This window comes from Bacillus sp. FDAARGOS_1420 (assembly GCF_019344915.1).
GTDB classification, from domain to species: Bacteria; Bacillota; Bacilli; order Bacillales; family Bacillaceae_G; genus Bacillus_A; species Bacillus_A mycoides.
This window is the reverse complement of sequence record NZ_JAHWJB010000001.1, coordinates 942,501-969,070: the sequence shown is the minus strand read 5'-3', so window position 1 is coordinate 969,070 and position 26,570 is coordinate 942,501. Positions and strand designations below refer to the sequence as shown.

Sequence of the window (26,570 nt, the reverse complement as noted above, 5' to 3'; positions counted from 1 at the left end):
TTGCTTAATTTATTTTTATTGTTCACTAACATGAACTTTTACTGTTGCTGTTACTTGCGGATGCAATTTCACAGTCACGTTTGTATAACCTAATGCACGGATTGCATCATCCATTTCAAATTTACGTTTATCAAGTTTAATCTTGTGTGACTTTTGCATTACATCTACAATTTGTTTACTCGTAATAGAGCCAAATAAGCGGCCACCTTCTCCAGATTTCACCTTTACTTCTACAGTTAATTTCTCTAATGTTTCTTTCAGCTCTTTTGCATTCTCAACTTCTGCTGCTGCATCTTTTTCCTCTTTGCGCTTTTGAGCATCTAAAGTTTTCATACTGCTATTTGTCGCTTCGGCAGCTAACCCCTGTTTTAGTAAGAAATTATTTGCATAACCGTCTGGTACGTTTTTTATTTCTCCTTTTTTACCTTTACCTTTTACGTCTTTTAGAAAAATTACTTTCATGATTGTGTGCCTCCCTGTAAATAGTCATCAATAACAAATCGAAGCTTCTCCTCCGCTTCATCTACTGTAACATTTTTCATTTGTGTGGCTGCATTTGTTAAGTGCCCGCCACCTCCTAAATTCTCCATAATTAGCTGTACATTCAACTCACCTAAAGATCTACCACTAATTCCAATGAAATTTTCTCCACGTTTTGCAATAACAAACGATGCAATGATACCTGTCATTGTCAATAATGTGTCTGCTGATTGTGCAATAAGTACTTGGTCATAATATTCATCACTATCAACTTTAGCAATCGCAATTCCATTTTTATAAATGTACGCATTTTTAATGGCTTTTGCAACTCGTAAATACTGACCCATATCTTCTTTTAAAAGTTCTTGTACAAGTACAGTGTCTGCGCCATGCGAGCGTAAATAAGAAGCGGCATCAAATGTACGAGCGCCTGTACGGAATGTAAAACTTTTCGTATCAACAATAATACCAGCTAACAATGCCGTTGCTTCTAACATTGTCATCTTTAAATTTTTCGGTTGATACTCAAGTAATTCTGTAACAAGCTCTGCCGTTGAAGAAGCGTATGGCTCCATATAAACAAGTAATGGATCTTCAATGAAATCTTCCCCGCGGCGATGATGGTCAATAACTACTACATTTTCAATCTTGTGTAACAGTTTTTCCTCCATCACCATTGAAGGTTTATGCGTGTCAACAACAACAAGTAATGAATCATCGTTTGCAAATTCCATCGCTTGCCCTGGTGTAATAAAATGTGACCATAACTCTTCATTTTGTTTCACTTTATCCATCAAACGTTTGATTCCTTTATCAGAATCATTTTCATCTAATACAATATATCCTTTGCGCTCATTTAATTGAGCTACCTTTAAAATACCAATCGCTGCACCAATCGCATCCATATCAGGAGCTCTATGCCCCATTATAATGACATTACTGCTTTCTAATACTAAATCCTTTAATGCATGCGAAATAACCCTAGCACGTACACGAGTACGCTTTTCAACCGGATTCGTCTTACCTCCGTAAAACTTAACTTTACCCGTTGCTTGTTTAATAGCTACTTGGTCTCCTCCTCGTCCTAATGCAAGGTCTAAACCAGATTGAGCCATCGCTCCAAGCTCCGATAAAGGTAAATCACCCGAGCCAACACCAACACTTAGCGTAAGTGGTATATTCCTTTTTGATGTTTCTTCACGCACTTGATCCAAAATACTAAATTTCCCTTTCTCCATTTGTGCTAAAATACTTTCATTTAGTACAACGAAGAATCTTTCTGAAGATGCACGTTTCAAATATGCACCATACTTAACGGCCCATTCATTTAGACGTGACGTCACAAGACTTGTTATATTCGTGCGTAATTGATCATCTAACCCTTGTGTAACTTCATCATAATTATCTAAATAAATAACAGCTAAAACCGTGCGCTGATCCTCATACATTTTTTCAATCTCTGTTTGCTCAGTTACATCAAAAAAATAAATTAGTTTTTCTTCTTTCCTTACAAACACACGGAACTTTCGACTATTTAAAGATACTATATCGTCAGAAGTCTCTCCTTTAATAAAAAGGAGTAATGTTTCTGATACATCGTACAGATGCCACCCAGCTAATGCGTGTTGCCCCAAACATGAAGACAAGTAAGGATTTGCCCAATCAATCCCATACTCCTTATTGTATAACAATATACCGATTGGCATCTGGTTGAATGCTTCGTTACTCACTTTTTTTACCCTAGTAATCATATCTGTCGTATACTTTTCAAAATTCCTTTGAAAGTTAAGTTCAAATCGTATAACTAAAAAGAAAACGATGCTAAAAATAAAAAAGGCAGCTATCCCCATAATTAAGTGAAAATAACAGAGAATCGAAATTAGCACCAACACAAAAAATGCCAATACGTAAACAGGATATAAAAACCACTGTTTCTTATAAAATTCAGGCATGTATACAACTCCTATAAAGTAAAACTAACTCACTTTCCAGTTAGTTAAACAAATTAAAATAGTGTAAGGAATATTATTTTATTCCCCTATTTTAGAACGCAATGAAATCCCTAAATCAATTATACCTAAGATTGTCACAAGAGGAAACATCATCGGAATAAACATGCAGACAATAAAACTAATAATAGGAACACCTCTCGTAAAACCTTTTCTGTGTGCTAAAAAGGTGATAAACGTTAATCCTTGCAATACGAGCAGCAAAGCAAAGATTACATATAGGTTAGAAAATACCATATGTAAATATGATGTTGGTTCTACCTTGATAAAAGTTGCTAACAAAATAAATATGACGTAATACCAGACAATACTCTTTGGCAATTGTATGTCTTTAAATTTAGGCCAAGGTGTAACGTCGTGCTTTAACTTTCTCAAAACACTACCTGATATCATAACCGTAATCCAAGAAAGACACACAGAAACCATTACAAGTATACTCGGGAGTATCGTTTGTAATATATCATTCATTTGTGCGAATAAATCTTTTTGTTTCTTACTAACCTGCATACCAGCAGCATTTGCTATCTTTTCACTTTGTACTACACTTTCACTAAACATATTTTGCATTTTCTGTATTAAATCTATGTTGAAAAATTTTATACTCACAACATAAATGAGCATAATACCGATTAAGTATGCAAGTGTCCCTGCTATCAAAATTTCCAACGGCTTTCTTTGTTTTTTATACATGTATCCTAAAACAATACCCGTACACCCAAAAATAATTGTCTTTACTAGACCTATCGGTTGACCCACAATAACAGCAATGAAAAATGCTGCTGTAAAAATCACAAAGGCATTAGGTACGCCATATTTTATCGTTAACAATATAAATGGTAACGGCAATACAAATGTTACAACTGTACCCAAAATCGGAACATACATAGATATGAGCAATAACATTGCATATACAGCCAATAACGCTGCGCCTTCGGTAATAAACCTTGCTTGTTTCACATTTTAACCTCTCTTTCAAAAAGAAAAGCATAGCAAAATGCACAGTAGAGTCCGACTCTACTGTGCATTTCATACGCTATTATTCACCAACATATGGTAAAAGTGCCATTTGACGAGCACGTTTAATTGCAACTGTAAGTTTGCGTTGGTATTTCGCGCTTGTTCCTGTTACACGACGAGGTAAAATTTTACCGCGCTCAGAAACGAAACGTTTTAATAAATCAACATCTTTATAGTCAATGCGAGTGATGCCGTTAGATGTGAAGAAACACACCTTACGACGCTTCGCACGTCCACCTTTGCGTCCTGCCATGTCTATTCCCTCCATTCTTTGTTAAAAATAGCCGATTCACACCATTAAAATGGTAAATCGTCGTCCGAAATGTCAATCGGTTGACCAACATTCGAAAATGGATCGTCATTCTTCGTAAATCCAGAGTTACCTTGATTACCTTGATTACCTTGATTACCTTGATTACCTTGGTTACCTGAATTACTAGATTGACCAAATGGGTTAGAGCTTTGGTTACCGAAACCAGCTCCTGATGGTTGCTGATTGAATGAACCACGTTGCTCCCCACCGCCATTACGCGGCTCTAAAAATTGTACGCTCTCCGCAAGAACTTCTGTTACATATACACGTTTACCATCTTGTCCATCGTAATTACGAGTTTGAAGACGTCCGTCTACGCCTGCTAAGCTACCTTTTTTCAAATAATTTGCCACGTTTTCTGCTTGTTTACGCCATATTACACAATTAATAAAGTCAGCTTCACGCTCACCTTGTTGATTCGCAAATGCGCGATTCACAGCTAACGTAAAAGTAGCTACTGCAACACCATTGGGCGTGTAACGTAAGTCAGGGTCCTTAGTTAAACGACCAACGAGGATAACACGATTCATCAATCGAACCACTCTCCCTTATATATCAATTATTTTTCTTCTTCTTTAACAACGATATGACGAAGGATATCTTCGTTGATCTTAGCTAAACGGTCGAATTCGTTAATCGCCTCTGAGTTAGAGTTCACGTTTAAGATCATGTAGAAACCTTCACGTAAGTCGTTGATTTCGTAAGCTAAACGACGCTTACCCCACTCTTTCGTGTTAATGATTTCTGCACCATTGTTTGTTAAAACACCTGCAAAACGTTCAACTAAAGCTTTTTGAGCTTCTTCTTCAACGCCAGGACGAATGATGTACATAATTTCGTACTTTCTCATTACACTTTCACCTCCTTTTGGTCTAAACGGCCCATAATGGGCAAGGAGCAATTAATTTATAGTAATTACTCACGAGTTTAGATTATATCATAGTAAGTTATATGAATCAACTCACCAATACGTAAAAAACTTGGCAAACATATAATATATTTGCCAAGTTCATATCTTTATTTTTCCTAGGAAATATTAAATTAAACGTTAAAGCGGAAGTGCATAACATCTCCGTCTTTTACGATATACTCTTTTCCTTCTAAACGTACTTTTCCAGCTTCTTTTGCAGCTGTCATAGAACCGTTTGTCATTAAATCATCATAAGAAACTGTTTCCGCACGAATAAATCCACGCTCAAAGTCTGTATGAATTACACCAGCACATTGTGGTGCTTTCATACCTTGTTTAAACGTCCATGCACGTACTTCTTGCACACCAGCTGTGAAGTAAGTAGCAAGTCCTAATAAATCATATGCAGCACGAATTAATTGATCTAAACCAGATTCTTCAATGCCTAGTTCTTCAAGGAATACTTTTTTCTCTTCCTCGTCTAGCTCAGCGATTTCTTCTTCGATTTTTGCACATACAACGATTACTTGAGAATTTTCATTTGCTGCAAATTCTTTTACCATTTGTACATATTTATTGTCAGAAGGATCCATAATATCATCTTCACTTACGTTTGCTACATATAGCATTTCTTTCGTTGTAAGTAAATGAAGGCCTTTAACAATCTTCATTTGCTCTTCTGTAAATTCAACAGTACGAGCTGGTTTTCCCTCTTCAAAAGCTTCTTTTAAACGAACTAAAATTTCATGCTCATATACAGCTTCTTTATCTTTTTGTCTTGCTAACTTCGCAACTCGTTCGATACGCTTATCAACAGATTCCAAATCCGCTAAGATTAGTTCTAAGTTAATTGTTTCAATGTCATCAATTGGATCTACTTTTCCTGAAACGTGCGTAATATTTTCATCTTCAAAACAACGAACAACTTGGCAAATTGCATCTACTTGACGAATGTGAGATAAGAATTTATTTCCTAACCCTTCACCTTTACTCGCACCTTTTACGATACCTGCAATATCAGTAAATTCAAATACAGTCGGAACAGTTTTTTTCGGTTCTACTAATTCCGTTAATTTATTTAGACGCTCATCTGGTACTTCTACAATCCCTACGTTTGGATCGATTGTACAGAATGGATAGTTCGCAGATTCTGCTCCTGCTTGTGTAATTGCATTAAATAAAGTGGACTTACCTACGTTAGGTAATCCAACAATCCCAGCCGTTAATCCCATATTTTTCACTCCTATGTCTCAATCTTTCATCATTATAGATAGTAACGAAAAAAATGACAAGTTTCCACCAAATGAAAAAAAGCAACGGCTGTCTACTGCAGCTGTTGCTTTTTCACTATTCTTCGTGCTTCACAAGTATTTTTTTCACCTTGCGATCAAACTCTCTTCGAGGAATCATTACCGAATGGTCACACCCCTCGCACTTAACGCGGATATCCATTCCCATACGAATAATCTTCCAGCGATTTTCACCACATGGATGGGCTTTCTTCATTTCCACAACATCGTACAAGTTATATTGCTTTTGCTCCATTCTCTAAATCCCTCCCACTATTAAATTGCTTTTTCACTAACTAATTCTTCGCGACTATATAAAACCATACGTGGGTATGGAATTTCAATACCATGTAAATCAAGACGATTTTTAATCTCTTTGCGAAGAGCCCTCGCAATAACTGCATGCTGCATCGGCTCAACTTCAGCAATAACACGTAATACAACTTCAGACGCTGCCAATGTTTGAACACCTAGCAATTGAGGTGTTGTTACCATTTTCTCATATTTTTCTGGTAGTTCCACTAATAAATCTTCAATAACTTGCTCCGCTCGTACTATATCACTTTCATAAGAAATAGATACATCAACAAATGCTACACTATTACTAACGGAAAAGTTCGTTACTTGTACAATACTACCATTTGGTATTATATGAATTTCACCTGTCCAGCTTTTCATCTTCGTTGTACGTAGTCCAATTTCCAAAACAGTTCCTTCAAATTGACCTATTCTTACATAATCACCTACTGAAAATTGATCCTCTAACAAAATAAATAATCCTGTAATAACATCTTTAACTAAACTTTGTGCACCAAAACCGACTGCTAAACCAATTACCCCAGCACCGGCTAATAGACCTGACGCATTAATATCAAACACACCTAAAATCGCAATTAACATAATGAACATAACAACGTATGCCACAATATTTTCAAGCAACTTCGCTACCGTAACTGTACGACGTTCTGAAATTTGAATCGGCGAACGGCTTCCCATACGAAACGCATTTCGTACAATTGCCCTTGCAACTCGCACAACGATTGCACCAAGTATTAAAATAACGATTATTTTTAGTGACTTCACACCTATATTCGTCCAATCAATGGACTCAAACCATTTCAACGCTAAATCCATGTCCCTCTACCTCTCTAGCTAAAATTTCTTTTTAGTTATCCTTATTATTGTATCAGAACTCTCTCTGATTTCTGAAAAAAATTTATGACTTTAATTCCATTTGTTAACTTCCATTCAGGTATAAAATGAAACGAATATATATATACTAGTACTATTATTTCCATTTTCATTCACAGTTTGTAGAAAGTATGCACTTATAATTTTCCATTTCACACACCATATAACATATTGTGAAAATTTATTAAAAGGATGGGTGCTTCATGAATATTAGAAGTTTTCGCTTACCTTTTTTGGAAAAAGAAACTCAAAATGTTATGCATCATGACTTAGAAGCCTCTGAGACAATCAGTAATTTCTTACTTTCCCATATTCCCATTAAGACTAATATGCCACTCATTCTCGTTTGTATCGGAACAGACCGTTCCACCGGTGATGCACTTGGTCCATTAGTTGGTACTAAACTAGAACAAATTGAAATCAAAAACCTTCAAGTATTCGGCACACTAGACGAACCAATACATGCACTAAATCTAGAGGAAAAAATTCAGAATATACAGAAAGAAAACCCTACTTCATTTATTATTGCTGTTGATGCATGTTTAGGAAAATCTCAAAGTATCGGTTCTATAACTACCGGAAAGGGTCCCAGTAAACCTGGAGCTGCAATGAATAAGAAATTACCTGAAATTGGTGATTTGCATATTCATGGCATCGTAAATTTAAATGGTTTCATGGAGTTTTTCGTACTTCAAAATACAAGACTAAGTTTAGTTATGAAGATGGCCGATGTAATTGCACAAAGTATAAAAGAAACCGATCAAAAATTATCTGCATTAAAAAAAGCAAACCATCTATAAACAATAAGATGGTTTGCTTTTTAATTTCCCTTTGATAATAATTCTAAAATTCGATTTAAATCTTCTTTATTAAAAAATTCAATTTCGATTTTACCTTTTTCTTTTTTCGTTTCTTTAATTTTTACATCCGTACCAAACTTTTCTCTTAAAAACGTTTCACGCTCTACAAAAAATATATTTCTTTCTTTTTTCACTTGTTGTGTTTCACGTGAAACACGTTGATTAACTTCCTGGACAATTTGTTCCAATTGGCGAACATTCAGTCCTTCTTTTTCAATTCGCTTCAATAAAGATTTCAACTGTTCTTCATCTTTTATTGTAAGTAAGGTTCTTCCATGAGCCATTGAAAGTTGACCGTTTGCAATCATATCTTGAACGAATGAAGGGAGGCTTAACAAACGAGTATAATTTGCGATATAAGGCCTGCTTTTACCAAGACGTTTTGCTAATTGTTCTTGTGTTACATTTAGCTCGTTCATTAACATCTGATATGCCATTGCCTCTTCCATAGGATTTAAATCTTCTCGTTGTAAGTTTTCAAGCAAAGCAAATTCCATCATTTGCTGCTCATTTAATTGCCTTACGACAGCAGGCACTTTCTCAAGTCCGGCCTCTTTAGCAGCACGATATCTTCTTTCACCTGCAACTATTTCATATCCTTTAATACTCTTTCGAGCAATTAACGGTTGCAATATACCGTGCTCTTTAATAGAAGCCGCTAATTCCTGAATCGCTTCTTTATTGAAATGTTTACGTGGTTGATATGGATTCGGCCTTAATTCAGTTACTATAATCTCCTGAATCGTTTCTTCTTCTTTCACATCTAAATCTGGAAAAAACACGTTGATTCCTCTTCCTAATCCCTTAGCCACCTGCAATCACTTCCTCTGCTAAATCTAAATATACTTCTGCTCCTCTTGATTTAGCGTCATACTGCATAATTGGTTTTCCATGACTTGGTGCCTCACTTAAACGAACATTACGAGGAATAATCGAACGATATACTTTATCTCTAAAGTATTTTTTCACTTCATCTATAACTTGAATTCCTAAATTTGTACGAGCATCCAACATCGTTAACAATACACCTTGAATTGCTAAATTTTTATTTAAATGCTTTTGCACAAGTCGAACTGTATTTAATAGCTGACTTAACCCTTCCAGCGCGTAATATTCACACTGTACAGGAATAATAACAGAATCTGCTGCTGTTAATGCATTAATCGTTAATAACCCTAAGGATGGGGGACAGTCAATAATAATATACTCATATTCATCACGAATCGGCTGTAACGCTCTTTGCAAGCGTACTTCCCGGGAAATGGTTGGTACCAATTCAATTTCAGCACCAGCCAATTGAATTGTAGCGGGTAGAACATCTAAGTTTTCAGTTGCGGTTTTCCGTATGGCACCTTGAACATCTGCATCTTCTACAAGAACATTATAAATACATTGATCTAATTCAGACTTTTCAATCCCTACACCAGTCGTTGCATTTCCTTGAGCATCAATATCTACGAGAAGGACTTTTTTTCCTACTTGTGCCAATCCAGCCCCTAAATTAACGGATGTTGTTGTTTTTCCAACACCGCCTTTTTGATTAGCAATAGCAATGATTTTTCCCATGATGTCACCTACTTTCAACCTTTCTTTCTTATTCTAGAAACAATTACGTTTATTGTAACATGAAATAAAAGTTTTTCTTTTACGTCCTTATTAAACTTCAAAATTTATTTCTAAACTCCTTCTTGCTTTAACAAGAAAATATAGTAAAAGAGACCTCTCCAATAGGATAAGGTCTCTAGCACGTAATTATTTTTTCTTCGGAATTTTAATCGTAATTTGATAGTATTCATCAAACTCTTCTTCCGCAGAATTAACATTCAAACCACTATTAGCAACCATTTGTAATGATTGTCTAATTGTGTTCATAGCAATTCTCGCATCTCGACTTACTGCTTTTTGCTTCGCTTTGCGCTTTGGTTTTACTTCTTCTAGTAACTTTGCAATTCGTTCTTCTGTTTGCTTTACATTCAATTGCTTCTCCACAATCTCTTGTAAAACCTTCAGTTGTAATTCCTCATTTTTCAAAGGAATAAGGGCGCGAGCATGCCGTTCTGTAATACTTTTTTCTAATAATGCACTTTTGATTTCTTCAGGCAATTTTAATAATCGCAATTTATTTGCGACTGTCGATTGTCCTTTTCCAAGTCGTTGTGCCAATGCTTCTTGTGTTAAATTATGTAACTCAATCAGCTTTTGATATGCCACAGCTTCCTCAATTGCTGTTAATTCCTCACGCTGCAAATTTTCAATTAACGCTACAGAAGCTGTCTCAGTATCATTTAAATTTTTTATTATTGCAGGAACTTTTTCCCACCCTAACTTTGTTGCTGCGCGGAAACGCCTTTCCCCGGCAATAATCTCGTACTTATCATCCTCATACTGTCTCACAACAATCGGCTGGATAAGCCCATGTGTACGAATCGTTAATGCTAGCTCCTCAATACGTGCATCGTCAAAAACTGTTCGTGGTTGATAACGGTTAGGGGTAATGTTTACTATCGGAATTTCCTGTATTTCTTCATATACCTTTTTAGCTATTTCTTCATGGCTTTCGTCTTGTAATTCGAATTCGCTCTCTTTATCTCCAAAGCCAAATAAACGAGAAAACGTATTTTTCATACATATTCCACCACCTTTTAGGCCTATTGACTGTTCTACATAAAATGTTTCCTATGAAACATTTACGTTTTCATTTATATAATTTAATCTTACGTCTAATAAGATTTATTTTTCAATAGGTAATTTATTGGGCGTTCCCGGTTTGCGTGGATATTTCTTTGGTGTCTTGCGCTTTTTCTCGATTAATAAAATATTACGCTCGCTTTCTTCAAACGGTAATTGGAACGTAGACATTTCTTTCAATTCTCCGCCAAGTACCTCTAAAGCATATTTGCCATTTTCGATTTCTTCGTTCGCCGCTGCACCTTTCATTGCAATGAATGTTCCCCCTACTTTTACAAGTGGTAAACATAGCTCACTTAATACAGAAAGACGTGCAACTGCACGTGCCATTACAATATCGTATGCTTCACGTACACCTTCTTTTTTTCCAAATGTTTCAGCACGATCATGACAAAATGCAACATCACTTAATTCTAACTTTTGCGCTAAGTGATTTAAGAAATTAATACGTTTTTGTAATGAATCTACAATTGTTACTTTTAAGTGCGGGAAACAGATTTTTAAAGGGATACTTGGGAATCCAGCTCCTGCTCCAACATCACAAATAGAAAATGGTTTCGAAAAATCATAATAAAAAGCCGCTGTAACAGAATCAAAAAAGTGTTTTAAGTATACTTCTTCTTTCTCCGTAATAGCCGTTAAGTTCATTTTTTCATTCCACTCTACTAATGTTTCAAAATAGATTCCGAACTGCTCTAACTGTCTAGAAGAGAGGGAAATACCCTTCTCTTCTAGCATAGATTGAAATTGTTCTATGTTCATCTAGCAATATCTCCTTACTATGTTATTGGTTCGATACTCGTGCAATTTTTCCTTGTTCAATGTAAATAAGCAAAATGGAAACATCAGCTGGATTTACGCCAGAAATACGTGAAGCTTGCCCCATTGAAAGCGGACGAACATCTTTCAATTTCTGTCTCGCTTCTGAGGCAAGGCTAGAAATCGCATCATAATCAATATCCACAGGAATTTTTTTGTTTTCCATTTTCTTCATACGGTCTACTTGCTGTAAAGATTTTTCAATGTATCCTTCGTACTTGGTCTGAATTTCAACTTGTTCCGTAATTTCATCGCTTAATGCTACTTCACTTGGTACTAAAAGATGAATATGCTCATATGTCACCTCTGGACGACGTAATAAGTCACTTGCACGTATTCCATCTTTCAATTCACTTCCGCCAATACTACGAATTAATTCTTGAACTTCAGGGCGCGGTTTAATAAAAATACTCTCTAACCGTTCCTTCTCCTGTTCAATTTGTAACTTTTTATTTGTAAATCGCTCATAGCGATCTTCTTTAATTAAGCCAATTTCACGACCAACTTCAGTTAAACGAAGGTCAGCATTATCATGGCGTAATAATAGGCGATATTCTGCACGAGACGTTAATAAACGATATGGTTCATTTGTACCTTTCGTTACAAGGTCATCAATTAAGACACCAATATAAGCATCAGCACGACCTAAAATAACTTCTTTTTTACCTAAAGAACGACACGCTGCATTAATCCCAGCCATAAGCCCTTGTCCTGCTGCTTCTTCGTAACCAGAAGTCCCGTTAATTTGTCCTGCTGTATATAAATTTTTAATTTTTTTCGTTTCAAGTGTTGGCCATAGTTGAGTTGGTACGATCGCATCATATTCAATTGCATAACCCGTACGCATCATTTCAACATTTTCCAGGCCAGGAATTGTTCTAAGCATTGCACGCTGTACATCTTCTGGTAAGCTCGTCGATAAGCCTTGTACATATACTTCTTGTGTATTACGTCCTTCTGGCTCTAAGAAAATTTGATGACGTGGTTTATCATTAAATCTTACTACCTTGTCTTCAATTGAAGGGCAATATCTAGGCCCTGTTCCTTTAATCATACCAGAATACATAGCTGAGCGATGTAAGTTTTCATCTATTAAACGATGGGTTTCTGTACTTGTATACGTTAACCAACATGGAATTTGATCCATAATAAATTTTGTCGTTTCAAAAGAGAAAGCACGTGGCTTATCATCACCTGGTTGAATTTCTGTTTTACTATAATCAATCGTATTACTGTTTACACGCGGAGGTGTACCTGTTTTAAATCTAACAAGATCAAAACCAAGTTCCTCTAAGTGTTCAGATAATGTAATAGATGGTTGCTGATTATTCGGACCACTTGAATATTTTAAATCTCCCATAATAATCTCACCGCGTAAAAATGTTCCCGTTGTAATTACAACTGTTTTCGCTGTATATTCAGCACCAGCTTGCGTAATTACCCCTTTACATACACCATCTTCAATTATTAAACGCTCTACCAGACCTTGAAACAACGTTAAGTTTTGTGTTTCTTCAATTGTTTTCTTTAATTCATGCTGGTAAGAGAATTTATCAGCTTGTGCACGAAGCGCGCGTACAGCTGGTCCTTTACCCGTATTTAACATACGCATTTGAATATGTGTTTTATCAATATTGCGTCCCATTTCTCCGCCTAATGCATCAATTTCACGAACAACAATCCCTTTTGCTGGTCCACCAACAGAAGGGTTACATGGCATGAACGCTACCATATCTAGGTTAATTGTTAACATTAATGTTTTTGAGCCCATTCGTGCTGCCGCAAGACCAGCTTCACATCCTGCATGACCTGCACCGATTACTATGACATCATATGAACCGGCATTGTATCCCATTGTTTATTCCTCCTAATAACCTCTATCTTACTAAATCATCTCTGATTAAAGTTTTACTTTATTTTCCTAAACAAAATTGAGAGAACAATTGGTCAATTAAACTTTCATGGACAGTATCACCAGTAATTTCACCAAGTATTTCCCAAGCTCTTGTTAAATCAATTTGAACCATATCAATCGGAACACCATTTTCTATCGCTTCAATTGCATCGTTAATTGTTCTTCCTGCTTGTGTTAATAATCCGATATGTCTCGCATTAGACACGTATGTCATATCCGCAGAATCAATTGTTCCTTCAAAGAATAAATCAGCTATTGCCTTTTCAAGCTCATCTATTCCTTGCTCCTCAATTAAAGATGTTGTAATAACACGATTGCCTACCGCTAAATCTGTAACACGTTCCATATCAATTCCTTGCGGTAAATCTGTCTTATTTACAATGACAATGAAATCTTTTCCTTGTACGGCACGGAATAGATCCTCATCTTCATTTGTTAAAGCCTCGCTATAGTTCACTACAATTAACACTAAGTCTGCTTGGCTCATCATTTCCTTCGAACGCTCTACACCAATTCGTTCAACAATATCTTCCGTTTCACGAATTCCGGCTGTATCTATAAGTTTAAGTGGTACACCACGCACATTAACGTACTCTTCAATAACATCACGAGTTGTTCCTGCAATATCAGTTACAATTGCCTTTTTCTCTTGAACAAGACTATTTAATAGCGATGATTTCCCAACGTTAGGTCTACCGATAATCGCGGTAGAAATGCCTTCACGTAAAATCTTTCCTTGCTTCGATGTTTCTAATATCTTTGCAATTTCAGCACGGACATGTGTAGCTTTCTCAATTAAAATATTATGCGTCATCTCTTCTACATCATCATATTCTGGGTAATCTATATTCACTTCAATATGAGCTAATGTTTCTAATATTTCTTGACGCAGGTGGCCGATTAATTTAGATAATCGTCCTTCCATTTGGTTAATCGCTACATTCATAGCACGATCTGTTTTCGCACGGATTAAGTCCATAACAGCTTCTGCTTGTGACAAATCAATACGTCCATTTAAAAAAGCACGTTTTGTAAATTCACCAGGCTCTGCCAGTCGTACTCCTTGCGCTAAAATAAGCTGTAATACTTTATTTACCGAAACAAGTCCACCATGACAGTTAATTTCTACTATATTTTCACGCGTAAAAGTCCTTGGTGCACGCATAATGGACACCATAACTTCTTCAATAACTTGATTTGTATCTAAATCGACAATATGACCATAATGAATTGTATGAGAAGAAACCTGTGTTAAATCCTTCCCTTTAAAAATACGATCGACTTTCTCAATCGCATCATCCCCACTTACTCGAACAATGGCAATTGCACCTTCCCCAAGTGCTGTGGAAATTGCGGCAATTGTATCAAATTCCATGTCCTTTCACCTCACTTGCTTATTTATCTCTATTTCAACATGAATTTTTTCCGTCACTAAATTATTAGGATACCATAACGAACCTATCTACAAAAGAATAATAACTCATTTTATTATGTCCTTATGTAAAAAACACTAAACTTATTCACAGTGGATAAGTTTAGTGTTTTTTAGTTATCCACATTTATTTTCTCCTCAAAAAAACCGGCACTCAATTGAGTAACCGGTCACTTGGAAGATATTACAACATACCGATGTGGTTCTTTTCCTTCAGAAGTTGTAATGATATTTTGATGATTAGATAATGCTTGGTGAATAATTTTTCGTTCGAAAGAAGGCATTGGTTCTAGAACAACTCTTTTTTTCGTACTCACTACTTGTTTTGCTAATCGATAGGAAAGAGATTCTAACGTATTTTTTCTTTTACTACGATAGTTTTCAGCATCCAGTGTAATACCAATATATTGCTTTGTATTACGGTTCGCAACAAGTTTTGTTAAATACTGTAAAGAATTCAATGTATTCCCTCTTTTACCAATTAAAACACCAATATTTTCACCAGAAATTGTAAATTCAACTTCGCGTCCTTTTACAATTTTTCTAATCTCAACTTCCACACCCATATTTTGAATAACATTTTTTAAATATTCTTCACATTCTTGGATTGGATCTTTTTTCAATACAACTTCTACAACAGCGGGGCGATTCCCAAATAAACCTAGGAACCCCCTCTTACCCTCATCGATAATATTTATATCTACTCGATCTTTCGAAGCATTTAATTGTCTTAAAGCATCTTGTACTGCCAGCTCGACTGTTTGTCCTTTAGCAGTAATCATACTCACTTGCTTGATCCTCCTGCCTTACTAGCCTTAATATCAGGCCCTTTGATCATATACATTTGAGCGATACCAAAGATATTACCAACTACCCAGTACAATGATAGTGCTGCTGGGAAGTTAATTGCAAAGACTAAAATCATAATTGGCATAAGCCAAATCATCATTGCCATTTGCGGATTTTGTCCAGCCGTTCCTGCCATTGCAAGCTTTTGCTGAATAAACGTCGTAATAGCTGCAACAATTGGAAGGATATAGAACGGATCCGCCTGTCCTAAATCGAACCATAAAAATGTATGTTCACTAATTGCTGTTGTTCTCATAATCGCATGATAAAACGCGAATAAAATAGGCATCTGAACAAATATTGGTAAACATCCTGCTAATGGGTTTACACCATTCTTTTGATATAACTGCATCATTTCTTGTTGTAGTTTTTGCTGTGTTGCTTGATCTTTAGAACTATATTTCTCTTTTAATTTCACCATTTCTGGTTGTAACGCCTGCATTGCTTTCGTACTCTTCGTTTGTTTAATCATTAATGGTAATAATGCAAAACGAATGATAAGAGTTGTAACAACGATTGCTAAACCGTAATTACTACCAAATAATTCTGCAAAATACGTGATTAACTGAGAAAGCGGGTATACGAAATATTCATTCCAAATCCCAGTGCTTTTCGGTGTAATCGGCTGATTTGTTTCACTACAACCGGTAGCGATTGCCATTAACATAATAACCATGGCTAATAAACCTATTTTCTTTTTCAAAGCCTGCTCCTCCTTGTTTCGGTATGTATATAGTGTAATTCATTTCCTTACGCTACTTTTTTATTCTTTTCATACCAGAGCGTTTAAAGACATGAATTAAGCTTTTCTTTAACTCTTCATATGTCATCTCTGCACAAGGCTTCCTTGCTATTATAACAAAATCTTTTCCAGAATCTATCTCATCTTTTAATTCTATAATCGATTGGCGAATCATACGCTTAATTCGATTACGCACTACTGCATTTCCTATTTTCTTACTAACAGAAAGACCAATGCGAAAATGCGGCTGTTTTTCTTTATCTAATTTGTATACAACAAACTGGCGATTGGCATTTGATTGTCCTTTTTGGAAAACAGCCTGGAATTCATCATTCTTTTTTATACGATTTTTTTTCTTCATATCATTTGACACTCCTGTATTTCATCAGCGGAAACTCATTATTATTAGAAAAAAAGACCACTGAACGTTCAGTGGTCTACGCAGATAATACTTTTCTTCCTTTACGACGACGAGCTGCAAGCACTCTACGTCCGTTTGCTGTGCTCATACGGCTGCGGAAACCATGTACTTTGCTGCGCTTACGTTTATTTGGTTGGTAAGTTCTTTTCATTATATGACACCTCCCTGAGGAATATCTGTTAAAGACAGTCTAATAAATTATAGTAAATCAAATAGGAAAATGTCAATGGTTCTCGAAATTTTCATCAAATATTCATTTTCAACCTATTCACATACTTTTTCACAGTCCCTATATTTCCTTGTGGATAAATATTTTTTCTCTTTTTTATATCCACAAACCCTTTTTTTGTTTTTACACAGTATATCGTGTTGTGGACAAGTTTATTCCACAAGGTATTGATTTTGTGGATAACTTTCTTAAATTCATTGCTATAGCTGCTTTTTTTTGATATTATAGTTGTGTTTTCACTTTGAATAAGTTTTCCACATCTTTATTTTATCCACAATTTGTGTATAACATGTGGATAGTTTAAATCACATGTGGGTAAATAGTTGTCCACATTTGTTATTTTGTCGAAAACTCTATCTCGGATACTAACGACGTTTTTATATTTTAAAATACGTTTCGTATAAATATGCATTAGAAATATTTACAGGTTGTACAATTGTTGCGCAACCTTATTCTTTTACCATCTTTGTAAAGGAGGGACACCTTTGGAAAATATCTCTGATTTATGGAATAGTGCCTTAAAAGAATTAGAAAAAAAGGTAAGCAAGCCAAGTTATGAAACATGGTTAAAATCAACGACTGCTCATAACTTAAAAAAAGATGTATTAACTATTACAGCTCCAAATGAATTCGCTCGTGACTGGCTAGAATCTCACTATTCGGAACTAATCTCCGAAACACTTTATGATTTAACAGGGGCAAAACTAGCTATTCGTTTTATCATTCCCCAAAGTCAGGCAGAAGAGGATATAGATCTCCCTTCTGTTAAGCAAAAACACGCACATGATGAGTCTAATCACTTACCACAGAGTATGTTAAACCCAAAATATACATTTGATACATTTGTTATTGGCTCTGGTAATCGTTTTGCACATGCTGCTTCTTTAGCTGTAGCTGAAGCACCAGCTAAAGCCTATAATCCGCTCTTTATTTACGGGGGCGTTGGACTTGGAAAAACACATTTAATGCACGCAATTGGGCATTATGTAATTGAACACAACCCAAATGCAAAAGTTGTATATTTATCATCTGAAAAATTTACAAATGAATTTATTAATTCAATTCGTGATAATAAAGCTGTCGATTTTCGTAATAAATATCGTAATGTAGATGTCTTATTGATAGATGATATTCAATTTCTTGCGGGAAAAGAACAAACACAGGAAGAGTTTTTCCATACATTTAATGCGTTACATGAAGAAAGTAAACAAATTGTGATTTCAAGCGATAGACCACCAAAAGAAATCCCAACTTTAGAAGATCGCCTTCGTTCTCGCTTTGAATGGGGGTTAATTACGGACATTACGCCACCAGATTTAGAAACTAGAATCGCAATTTTACGTAAAAAAGCAAAAGCAGAAGGTCTTGATATACCAAATGAAGTTATGCTTTATATCGCAAATCAAATCGATTCAAATATTCGTGAACTAGAGGGTGCACTTATTCGAGTTGTAGCTTATTCATCTTTAATTAATAAAGATATGAATGCTGATTTAGCGGCTGAAGCGCTTAAAAATATTATTCCAAACTCTATACCTAGAATTATTTCTATTTCTGATATTCAAAAAGCTGTTGGGGGCGTCTATCAAGTAAAATTAGAAGATTTCAAAGCAAAAAAACGGACAAAATCCGTTGCATTCCCTCGCCAAATTGCGATGTATTTATCACGTGAACTTACGGACTCATCTTTGCCAAAAATAGGTGAAGAATTTGGTGGCCGCGATCATACAACAGTAATCCATGCTCACGAAAAAATTTCGAAGCTATTAAAAACGGATACTCAATTACAAAAACACGTTGAAGAAGTTAAGGATATTTTAAAATAGTAGTAGCTGAATAGTGTGAATAACTTAGCTTATTTTACGCACAGTCTATCCACATGTAGATAGACTGTTTTTACATCTTTAAACAGGGTTATCCACATATCCACAAGCCCTATTACTATTACTACTACTTTTTTATCTTTATTAAATAAATAAAATCTTATACTTACCGGAGGTTTTTCGTTATGCGTTTTACAATACAAAAAGACTATCTTGTAAGAAGTGTACAAGATGTAATGAAGGCAGTTTCTTCTCGTACAACAATTCCAATTCTTACAGGGATTAAAGTTGTAGCAACTGAAGAAGGAGTTACTTTAACAGGTAGTGATGCAGACATCTCTATCGAATCATTTATCCCAGTCGAAGATGCTGGAAAAGAAATTGTGGAAATTGAACAATCAGGAAGTATTATTTTACAAGCAAAATATTTTAGTGAGATCGTAAAAAAATTACCTAAAGAAACTGTCGAAATTTCTGTGGAAAATCATTTTATGACAAAAATAAAATCTGGAAAATCAGAGTTCAACTTAAATGGTTTAGATGCTGCTGAATATCCGTTATTACCACAAATCGAAGAACATCATGTATTTAAGATTCCAACAGATTTACTAAAGCACATGATTCGTCAAACAGTATTTGCAGTTTCAAGTTCTGAAACAAGACCGATCTTGACAGGTGTAAACTGGAAGGTATATAACAGCGAGCTAACTTGTATTGCAACAGATAGTCACAGACTAGCACTTCGTAAAGCAAAAATCGAAGGGTATAATATTGCCGATGAATTTCAAGCGAATGTCGTTATTCCTGGTAAGAGCTTAAGTGAATTAAGTAAAATTCTAGATGAATCTGAAGAAATGGTAGATATCGTTATTACGGAGTATCAAGTATTATTCCGTACAAAACATTTATTATTCTTCTCAAGATTATTAGAAGGAAATTATCCAGATACAACGCGTTTAATTCCAGCTGAAAGTAAAACTGATATATTTGTAAATACAAAAGAATTTTTACAAGCGATTGATCGTGCGTCGTTGTTAGCAAGAGATGGTCGTAACAACGTTGTTAAATTATCGACATTAGAACAACAGATGTTAGAGATTTCTTCGAATGCACCAGAAATCGGAAAAGTAGTAGAAGAGGTTCAATGTGAAAATGTAGATGGAGAAGAATTAAAAATATCTTTTAGTGCAAAATATATGATGGACGCATTAAAGGCCTTAGATAGTACAGAAATTAAAGTTAGTTTTACTGGAGCGATGAGACCGTTTTTAATTCGCACAGTAAATGATGATTCCATTATCCAATTAATTTTACCAGTCCGTACTTACTAAGTAAGGATTAAGGGTTGCTAGTGTAAAGGTACTAGTGACCCTTATTTGATTTGTGGGGTATTACTTTCCTAATGCTAGTTTATTTAGTACAATGAAAGAATGAACACTTTCAGAAAGTGAGCGATTTTATGAAACTTATTAAGATTTCAACAGAATACATTACACTAGGACAATTTTTAAAGTTAGCTGATGTAATTGATACAGGTGGCGCTGTGAAATGGTTCTTACAAGAATATGAAGTATACGTGAATCAAGAACTTGAAAATAGAAGAGGCCGAAAGTTATATGCAAATGATATTGTTGAAATTCCGGGAAGCGGAACTTTCCAAGTTCAGGCATAAAGGGGGATCCCTTTGTTTATTACAGAAATACAATTAAAAAACTATCGCAATTATGAGCATTTAGAGCTTTCCTTTGAGGATAAAGTCAATGTAATTATTGGTGAAAATGCGCAAGGGAAAACGAATCTGATGGAAGCTATTTATGTATTGGCGATGGCGAAATCTCATAGAACTTCGAACGATCGTGAACTCATTCGTTGGGATGAGGATTATGGTAATATAAAAGGTAGATTACAAAGGCGAAATAGTTCAGTATCCTTAGAATTAAATATTTCAAAAAAAGGTAAAAAGGCAAAGTTAAATCAGTTAGAACAACAAAAATTGAGCCAGTATATTGGTGAAATGAATGTTGTTATGTTTGCCCCAGAAGATTTAAATCTTGTAAAAGGAAGCCCTCAAGTACGAAGACGCTTTTTGGATATGGAACTTGGACAAATAGCTCCGGTCTATTTGTATGAATTAAGTCAATATCAAAAGGTACTCACGCAACGAAATCATTTACTTAAGAAGATGCAAGGGAATAGTAAAAACGAGGAAACGATGTTGGATGTATTTACACTTCAACTTATTGAGCATGGTGCAAAAATTTTGCGAAAACGTTTTGAGTTTTTGCATTTACTACAAGAATGGGCTGCTCCAATTCATCGCGGAATTAGCAGGGGATTAGAGGAGTTAGAAATCGTTTATAAACCAAGTGTAGATGTATCAGAATCAATGGATTTGTCGAAAATAAAAGAAGTATACTATGAAAGTTTTCAATCTGTGAAACAACGTGAAATTTTTCGTGGTACAACTTTACTTGGTCCTCATCGTGATGATTTACAATTCTTCGTTAATAGTAAAAATGTTCAAGTCTTTGGTTCACAAGGACAACAACGAACAACCGCACTATCCCTAAAATTGGCTGAAATTGAATTGATATACTCAGAGGTTAAGGAATATCCAATTCTTTTACTAGATGATGTGTTATCAGAATTAGATGATTATCGTCAATCGCATCTGCTAAATACAATTCAAGGAAAAGTACAAACCTTTGTGACAACGACGAGTGTCGAGGGAATTGAACACGAAACATTGAAAGAAGCGAAAACAATTCATGTAACGAACGGCACGGTAGATTGTGAAATAGACAGAAAATAATTTCTGTTTAAATGGAAAAGTAGGTGATCTTTGTGTCAATGGAACAAAAGCAAATGCAGGAAAATGCATATGATGAAAGTCAGATTCAGGTGTTAGAAGGACTGGAGGCAGTTCGAAAGCGTCCTGGTATGTATATCGGTTCTACAAGTGGAAAAGGTCTTCATCACCTCGTATGGGAAATTGTTGATAACAGTATTGATGAAGCTTTAGCAGGATATTGTGATGAAATTAATGTCAGTATTGAAGAAGATAATAGTATTGTTGTAACAGATGATGGCCGTGGTATCCCTGTTGGTATACAAGAAAAAATGGGACGTCCCGCTGTAGAAGTTATTATGACGGTACTCCATGCCGGTGGTAAATTTGGCGGTGGTGGTTATAAAGTTTCTGGTGGTTTGCATGGTGTAGGTGCATCTGTTGTAAATGCTTTATCAACAGAATTAGAGGTATTTGTACATCGAGATGGAAAAATACACTATCAAAAATATGAACGTGGGGTCCCGGCTGCAGATTTAAAAGTAATAGGTGAAACTGATCGTACAGGAACGATCACACGCTTTAAGCCAGATTCAGAAATTTTTACAGAGACGACAGAATACGAATTTGATACATTAGCGACTCGTATGCGTGAGTTGGCGTTTTTAAATCGTAATATTAAATTAACAATTGAAGATAAGCGTGAACATAAGCAAAAGAAAGAATTCCATTATGAAGGTGGAATTAAATCATATGTTGAACATTTAAATCGTTCAAAACAACCGATTCATGAAGAACCTGTATATGTTGACGGTTCAAAAGATGGGATTCAGGTTGAGGTTGCTCTTCAATATAACGAAGGCTACACAAATCATATTTATTCATTTACAAATAATATTCATACGTATGAAGGCGGTACACATGAGGTAGGTTTTAAGACTGCTCTAACACGTGTAATTAACGATTATGGTCGTAAAAATAATATTTTAAAAGATGCGGATAGTAATTTAACTGGTGAAGATGTTCGTGAAGGCTTAACAGCAATCGTGTCAATTAAGCATCCAAATCCACAATTTGAAGGACAAACAAAGACGAAACTTGGAAATAGTGAAGCGAGAACGATTACAGAGTCTGTATTCTCAGAGGCGTTTGAAAAGTTCTTACTAGAAAATCCCAATGTTGCACGTAAAATTATAGATAAAGGGACTATGGCAGCACGTGCACGTGTAGCGGCTAAAAAGGCTCGTGAACTAACGCGCCGAAAGAGTGCTCTAGAAGTTTCAAGTTTACCAGGGAAGCTAGCTGATTGTTCTTCTAAAGATCCAGCAATTAGCGAAATTTATATCGTGGAGGGTGACTCTGCGGGCGGATCTGCAAAACAAGGACGCGATCGTCATTTTCAAGCGATTTTACCACTGAAGGGTAAAATTATTAACGTTGAAAAGGCACGTTTAGATAAGATTTTATCAAATGATGAAGTTCGTACAATTATTACAGCAATCGGTACAAATATTGGTGGGGATTTTGCTATTGAAAAAGCTCGCTATCATAAAGTTATTATTATGACAGATGCCGATGTTGATGGTGCACATATTCGTACCCTATTATTAACGTTCTTCTATCGTTATATGCGTCAAATCATTGAGTGTGGATATATATATATCGCACAGCCACCGTTGTTTAAAGTACAACAAGGTAAAAAAATTCAATATGCTTATAACAATAAAGAACTTGAAAAAATACTAGCTGAATTACCAGCTCAACCTAAGCCCGGGATTCAGCGTTATAAAGGTCTAGGGGAAATGAATCCAACGCAGCTGTGGGAGACGACAATGGACCCAGAAGTACGTTCATTACTTCAAGTTTCCCTTCAAGATGCAATTGAAGCGGATGAAACATTTGAAATTTTGATGGGTGATAAAGTAGAGCCGCGTCGTAACTTTATCCAAGAAAATGCAAAATACGTGAAAAACCTTGATATTTAAGTAAGTAATGACAGGAATCTAAGTATTCCTGTCTTCTACATATAAATCAATGTATGTGTAACGGAAATGTAAGAGGAGGTGCTCGTTGATGTCAGACAATCAACAACAAGCACGAATTCGAGAAATTAATATTAGTCATGAAATGCGTACCTCATTTTTAGATTACGCAATGAGTGTTATCGTGTCTCGTGCATTACCAGATGTTCGTGATGGATTAAAGCCAGTTCATCGTAGGGTTTTATATGCGATGAATGATTTAGGAATTACAGCTGATAAAGCATATAAGAAGTCGGCGCGTATTGTCGGCGAAGTAATTGGTAAGTATCACCCGCACGGTGATTCAGCTGTTTATGAAACAATGGTACGTATGGCACAAGATTTTAGTCAACGTTACATGCTTGTTGATGGACATGGTAATTTCGGTTCTGTTGATGGAGATTCAGCGGCAGCAATGCGTTATACAGAAGCAAGAATGTCTAAGATTTCTATGGAATTAATACGCGATATTACAAAGAATACAATTGATTATCAAGATAACTACGATGGTTCTGAAAGAGAGCCAGTTGTATTACCAGCGCGTTTCCCTAACTTATTAGTCAATGGTACGACGGGTATTGCGGTTGGTATGGCAACAAACATTCCACCGCATCAACTTGGAGAAGTAATTGATGGTGTGTTGGCATTAAGTCATAACCCTGATATCACTATCGCGGAATTAATGGAATATATTCCTGGGCCAGACTTCCCAACTTCAGGTTTAATCTTAGGGCGAAGTGGAATTCGAAGAGCTTACGAAACAGGTCGCGGTTCTATTATACTTCGTGCTAAAGTTGAAATTGAAGAGAAAGCAAATGGTAAACAAACTATTATCGTAACAGAACTACCTTATCAAGTTAATAAGGCGCGATTAATTGAAAAGATCGCAGAACTAGTTCGTGATAAGAAAATTGAAGGTATTACAGATTTACGTGATGAATCAGATCGAAATGGTATGCGTATTGTTATGGAAGTACGTCGTGATGCCAATGCCAATGTACTATTAAATAATCTATATAAACATACAGCACTCCAAACAAGCTTCGGTATTAATATGTTGTCTCTTGTAAATGGAGAGCCACAAGTCTTAAATTTAAAACAAAATCTATATTATTATTTAGAGCATCAAAAGGTAGTGATTCGTAGACGTACTGCTTATGAATTAGAGAAAGCAGAAGCGCGTGCTCATATTTTAGAAGGTTTACGAATTGCTTTAGATCATCTTGATGAAGTTATTACTTTAATCCGTAGTTCAAAAACAGCTGATATTGCAAAACAAGGTTTAATGGAACGTTTCGGCTTAAGTGAGAAACAAGCGCAAGCGATTTTAGATATGCGTTTGCAACGTTTAACTGGATTAGAACGCGAAAAAATCGAACAAGAATATCAAGATTTAATGAAGATAATTGCAGAGTTAAAAGCAATTTTAGCAGACGAAGAAAAAGTTCTTGAAATTATTCGCGAGGAATTAGCTGAAGTAAAAGAGCGTTTTAATGATAAGAGAAGAACAGAAATTACAATTGGCGGTATGGAAGCTATAGAGGATGAAGATTTAATCCCAGAACAAAATATCGCAATTACACTTACTCATAATGGTTATATTAAGAGGTTACCGGCTTCTACGTACAAAACACAGAACCGTGGGGGACGTGGTGTACAAGGAATGGGTACGAATGATGATGACTTTGTTGAACATTTATTAACAACGTCTACTCATGATCATATTTTATTCTTCACAAACAAGGGTAAAGTATACCGTACAAAAGGATATGAAATTCCAGAGTATAGTCGTACAGCAAAAGGTATACCGATTATTAATCTATTAGGGGTAGATAAGGGTGAGTGGATCAACGCTATTATTCCAATTCGTGAATTTGGTGACGACCAGTTCTTATTCTTTACAACGAAACAAGGTATCTCTAAGAGAACACCACTTTCATCATTTGCCAATATACGTACAAATGGTTTAATTGCAATTTCTCTTCGTGAAGAGGATGAATTAATCTCTGTACGCTTAACATCTGGTGATAAGGATATTATCGTTGGGACAAGTAACGGTATGTTAATTCGTTTCAATGAGCAAGATGTGCGTTCAATGGGACGTAATGCGGCTGGTGTAAAAGCAATTACATTAGGTGATGAAGATCAAGTTGTAGGTATGGAAATTGTCGAAGAGGATGTAAATGTTCTAATTGTAACGAAAAATGGTTATGGAAAGCGTACACCGATTGATGAATACCGCCTGCAAAGTCGTGGTGGTAAAGGTCTGAAGACTTGTAATATTACAGATAAAAACGGTAAGTTAGTAGCGGTTAAGTCTGTAACAGGCGAAGAAGACATTATGTTAATTACAGCAGCAGGCGTTATTATTCGTATGCCGGTTGATCAAATCTCTCAAATGGGACGTAATACACAAGGTGTTCGTCTAATTCGATTAGAAGATGAGCAAGAGGTAGCGACAGTAGCAAAAGCGCAAAAAGATGAAGAAGAAGAATCTAATGAAGAGGATTCTTCTGAAGAGTAAGAGTGGGGATTTCTCCCCCTCTTATTTTTTTATAATAATACTTGCATAGCAATAGGAAAGTGTATATAATAGGAAAAGTCAGCAAATGAGAGATACAAGTTATCGAAAAAAACTTGTTGACGAAAATAATATACTATGATATATTATGAAAGTCGCTGAAACGCGATGTTGAACTTTGAAAACTAAACGAAACAAACAACGTGAAACGTCAATTTTTATTTTTAGATGCTAGACAAACTAACTTTATTGG

General features: G+C 35.6%; 26 protein-coding genes and 1 rRNA gene (1 of these 27 only partly in view). 8 read left to right on the top strand and 19 right to left on the bottom strand.

Annotation, left to right across the window (positions count from 1 at the left end; all coding sequences use genetic code 11):
• Positions 1-15 precede the first annotated feature (15 nt).
• The 9 genes from rplI to I6L50_RS05120 all read right to left on the bottom strand — a co-directional run bounded on the left by rplI (position 16) and on the right by I6L50_RS05120 (position 7,152).
• Positions 16-462, bottom strand: a complete 447-nt coding sequence (rplI, locus tag I6L50_RS05160) for a 50S ribosomal protein L9 (protein ID WP_044438332.1) — start codon at positions 460-462, stop codon at positions 16-18.
• Positions 459-2,432, bottom strand: a complete 1,974-nt coding sequence (locus tag I6L50_RS05155; protein WP_219300717.1) for a DHH family phosphoesterase — start codon at positions 2,430-2,432, stop codon at positions 459-461. Before I6L50_RS05155 ends, rplI begins: the two co-directional genes overlap by 4 nt.
• Positions 2,433-2,510: 78 nt before the next feature.
• Positions 2,511-3,446, bottom strand: coding sequence for a YybS family protein (locus I6L50_RS05150; protein ID WP_219300715.1), 936 nt, complete (start codon positions 3,444-3,446; stop codon positions 2,511-2,513).
• 79 nt (positions 3,447-3,525) lie between these two features.
• Entirely contained in the window at positions 3,526-3,759 is a 234-nt protein-coding gene (gene rpsR / locus I6L50_RS05145) for a 30S ribosomal protein S18 (protein ID WP_000918874.1), read from the bottom strand.
• 44 nt (positions 3,760-3,803) lie between these two features.
• Positions 3,804-4,352, bottom strand: a complete 549-nt coding sequence (gene ssb, locus I6L50_RS05140; protein ID WP_000981962.1) for a single-stranded DNA-binding protein — start codon at positions 4,350-4,352, stop codon at positions 3,804-3,806.
• Positions 4,353-4,378: 26 nt separating this feature from the next.
• Positions 4,379-4,669, bottom strand: a complete 291-nt coding sequence (gene rpsF / locus I6L50_RS05135) for a 30S ribosomal protein S6 (protein WP_001233782.1) — start codon at positions 4,667-4,669, stop codon at positions 4,379-4,381.
• A gap of 191 nt (positions 4,670-4,860) precedes the next feature.
• A complete protein-coding gene (gene ychF, locus I6L50_RS05130; protein WP_002089951.1) occupies positions 4,861-5,961 on the bottom strand; it encodes a redox-regulated ATPase YchF in 1,101 nt (366 codons plus the stop codon).
• A gap of 115 nt (positions 5,962-6,076) precedes the next feature.
• The gene (locus I6L50_RS05125; protein ID WP_000436054.1) at positions 6,077-6,274 is read right to left on the bottom strand and encodes a DUF951 domain-containing protein; all 198 of its coding nucleotides are present in this window, start codon (positions 6,272-6,274) and stop codon (positions 6,077-6,079) included.
• A gap of 20 nt (positions 6,275-6,294) precedes the next feature.
• Complete coding sequence (locus I6L50_RS05120) at positions 6,295-7,152, bottom strand: mechanosensitive ion channel family protein (protein ID WP_002089952.1); 858 nt, start codon at positions 7,150-7,152, stop codon at positions 6,295-6,297.
• Between the two features lie 260 nt (positions 7,153-7,412).
• On the opposite strand from I6L50_RS05120, the gene yyaC reads away from it, so the two are divergent.
• On the top strand, positions 7,413-8,009 hold the full coding sequence (yyaC, locus tag I6L50_RS05115; RefSeq protein WP_219300713.1) for a spore protease YyaC: 597 nt from the start codon (positions 7,413-7,415) through the stop codon (positions 8,007-8,009).
• 20 nt (positions 8,010-8,029) lie between these two features.
• Here the strand turns inward: yyaC and spo0J are convergent, their stop codons facing one another.
• The 10 genes from spo0J to rpmH all read right to left on the bottom strand — a co-directional run bounded on the left by spo0J (position 8,030) and on the right by rpmH (position 17,086).
• Positions 8,030-8,881, bottom strand: coding sequence for a stage 0 sporulation protein Spo0J (spo0J, locus tag I6L50_RS05110; RefSeq protein ID WP_219300711.1), 852 nt, complete (start codon positions 8,879-8,881; stop codon positions 8,030-8,032).
• Entirely contained in the window at positions 8,874-9,635 is a 762-nt protein-coding gene (gene soj, locus I6L50_RS05105) for a sporulation initiation inhibitor protein Soj (RefSeq protein WP_002016469.1), read from the bottom strand. The genes spo0J and soj overlap by 8 nt, the downstream gene beginning before the upstream one ends.
• 186 nt (positions 9,636-9,821) lie before the next feature.
• Positions 9,822-10,694 carry a nucleoid occlusion protein gene (gene noc, locus I6L50_RS05100; protein WP_002016471.1) on the bottom strand — a complete coding sequence of 291 codons (873 nt, stop codon included), beginning with the start codon at positions 10,692-10,694 and terminating at the stop codon, positions 9,822-9,824.
• A gap of 105 nt (positions 10,695-10,799) precedes the next feature.
• On the bottom strand, positions 10,800-11,519 hold the full coding sequence (gene rsmG / locus I6L50_RS05095; RefSeq protein WP_002016472.1) for a 16S rRNA (guanine(527)-N(7))-methyltransferase RsmG: 720 nt from the start codon (positions 11,517-11,519) through the stop codon (positions 10,800-10,802).
• Positions 11,520-11,541: 22 nt separating this feature from the next.
• Positions 11,542-13,431 carry a tRNA uridine-5-carboxymethylaminomethyl(34) synthesis enzyme MnmG gene (gene mnmG / locus I6L50_RS05090; RefSeq protein WP_219300709.1) on the bottom strand — a complete coding sequence of 630 codons (1,890 nt, stop codon included), beginning with the start codon at positions 13,429-13,431 and terminating at the stop codon, positions 11,542-11,544.
• Positions 13,432-13,489: 58 nt separating this feature from the next.
• Positions 13,490-14,866 carry a tRNA uridine-5-carboxymethylaminomethyl(34) synthesis GTPase MnmE gene (gene mnmE, locus I6L50_RS05085; protein WP_002130195.1) on the bottom strand — a complete coding sequence of 459 codons (1,377 nt, stop codon included), beginning with the start codon at positions 14,864-14,866 and terminating at the stop codon, positions 13,490-13,492.
• Positions 14,867-15,093: 227 nt separating this feature from the next.
• A complete protein-coding gene (jag, locus tag I6L50_RS05080; RefSeq protein ID WP_002166368.1) occupies positions 15,094-15,711 on the bottom strand; it encodes an RNA-binding cell elongation regulator Jag/EloR in 618 nt (205 codons plus the stop codon).
• On the bottom strand, positions 15,708-16,475 hold the full coding sequence (gene spoIIIJ, locus I6L50_RS05075) for a YidC family membrane integrase SpoIIIJ (RefSeq protein WP_002016477.1): 768 nt from the start codon (positions 16,473-16,475) through the stop codon (positions 15,708-15,710). The genes jag and spoIIIJ overlap by 4 nt, the downstream gene beginning before the upstream one ends.
• Positions 16,476-16,527: 52 nt before the next feature.
• Entirely contained in the window at positions 16,528-16,875 is a 348-nt protein-coding gene (rnpA, locus tag I6L50_RS05070) for a ribonuclease P protein component (RefSeq protein ID WP_002089963.1), read from the bottom strand.
• A 76-nt stretch (positions 16,876-16,951) separates the two neighbouring features.
• Complete coding sequence (gene rpmH, locus I6L50_RS05065; RefSeq protein ID WP_002068706.1) at positions 16,952-17,086, bottom strand: 50S ribosomal protein L34; 135 nt, start codon at positions 17,084-17,086, stop codon at positions 16,952-16,954.
• Between the two features lie 563 nt (positions 17,087-17,649).
• Between rpmH and dnaA the strand changes: the two genes are divergently transcribed.
• The 7 genes from dnaA to I6L50_RS05030 form a co-directional block, all read left to right on the top strand.
• A complete protein-coding gene (dnaA, locus tag I6L50_RS05060) occupies positions 17,650-18,990 on the top strand; it encodes a chromosomal replication initiator protein DnaA (protein ID WP_002016481.1) in 1,341 nt (446 codons plus the stop codon).
• Between the two features lie 182 nt (positions 18,991-19,172).
• Positions 19,173-20,318, top strand: coding sequence for a DNA polymerase III subunit beta (gene dnaN, locus I6L50_RS05055; protein WP_002034988.1), 1,146 nt, complete (start codon positions 19,173-19,175; stop codon positions 20,316-20,318).
• 128 nt (positions 20,319-20,446) lie between these two features.
• Complete coding sequence (gene yaaA / locus I6L50_RS05050; RefSeq protein WP_002016484.1) at positions 20,447-20,659, top strand: S4 domain-containing protein YaaA; 213 nt, start codon at positions 20,447-20,449, stop codon at positions 20,657-20,659.
• A gap of 12 nt (positions 20,660-20,671) precedes the next feature.
• Positions 20,672-21,799 carry a DNA replication/repair protein RecF gene (recF, locus tag I6L50_RS05045; RefSeq protein ID WP_002016486.1) on the top strand — a complete coding sequence of 376 codons (1,128 nt, stop codon included), beginning with the start codon at positions 20,672-20,674 and terminating at the stop codon, positions 21,797-21,799.
• 38 nt (positions 21,800-21,837) lie between these two features.
• A complete protein-coding gene (gyrB, locus tag I6L50_RS05040) occupies positions 21,838-23,760 on the top strand; it encodes a DNA topoisomerase (ATP-hydrolyzing) subunit B (RefSeq protein WP_002034986.1) in 1,923 nt (640 codons plus the stop codon).
• An 88-nt stretch (positions 23,761-23,848) separates the two neighbouring features.
• Positions 23,849-26,320 (top strand): DNA gyrase subunit A, encoded by a 2,472-nt coding sequence (gene gyrA / locus I6L50_RS05035; protein WP_002016488.1) that lies wholly within the window; start codon positions 23,849-23,851, stop codon positions 26,318-26,320.
• 243 nt (positions 26,321-26,563) lie between these two features.
• Positions 26,564-26,570: ribosomal RNA gene (locus I6L50_RS05030) — 16S ribosomal RNA — on the top strand; it runs 1,545 nt beyond the window's last position.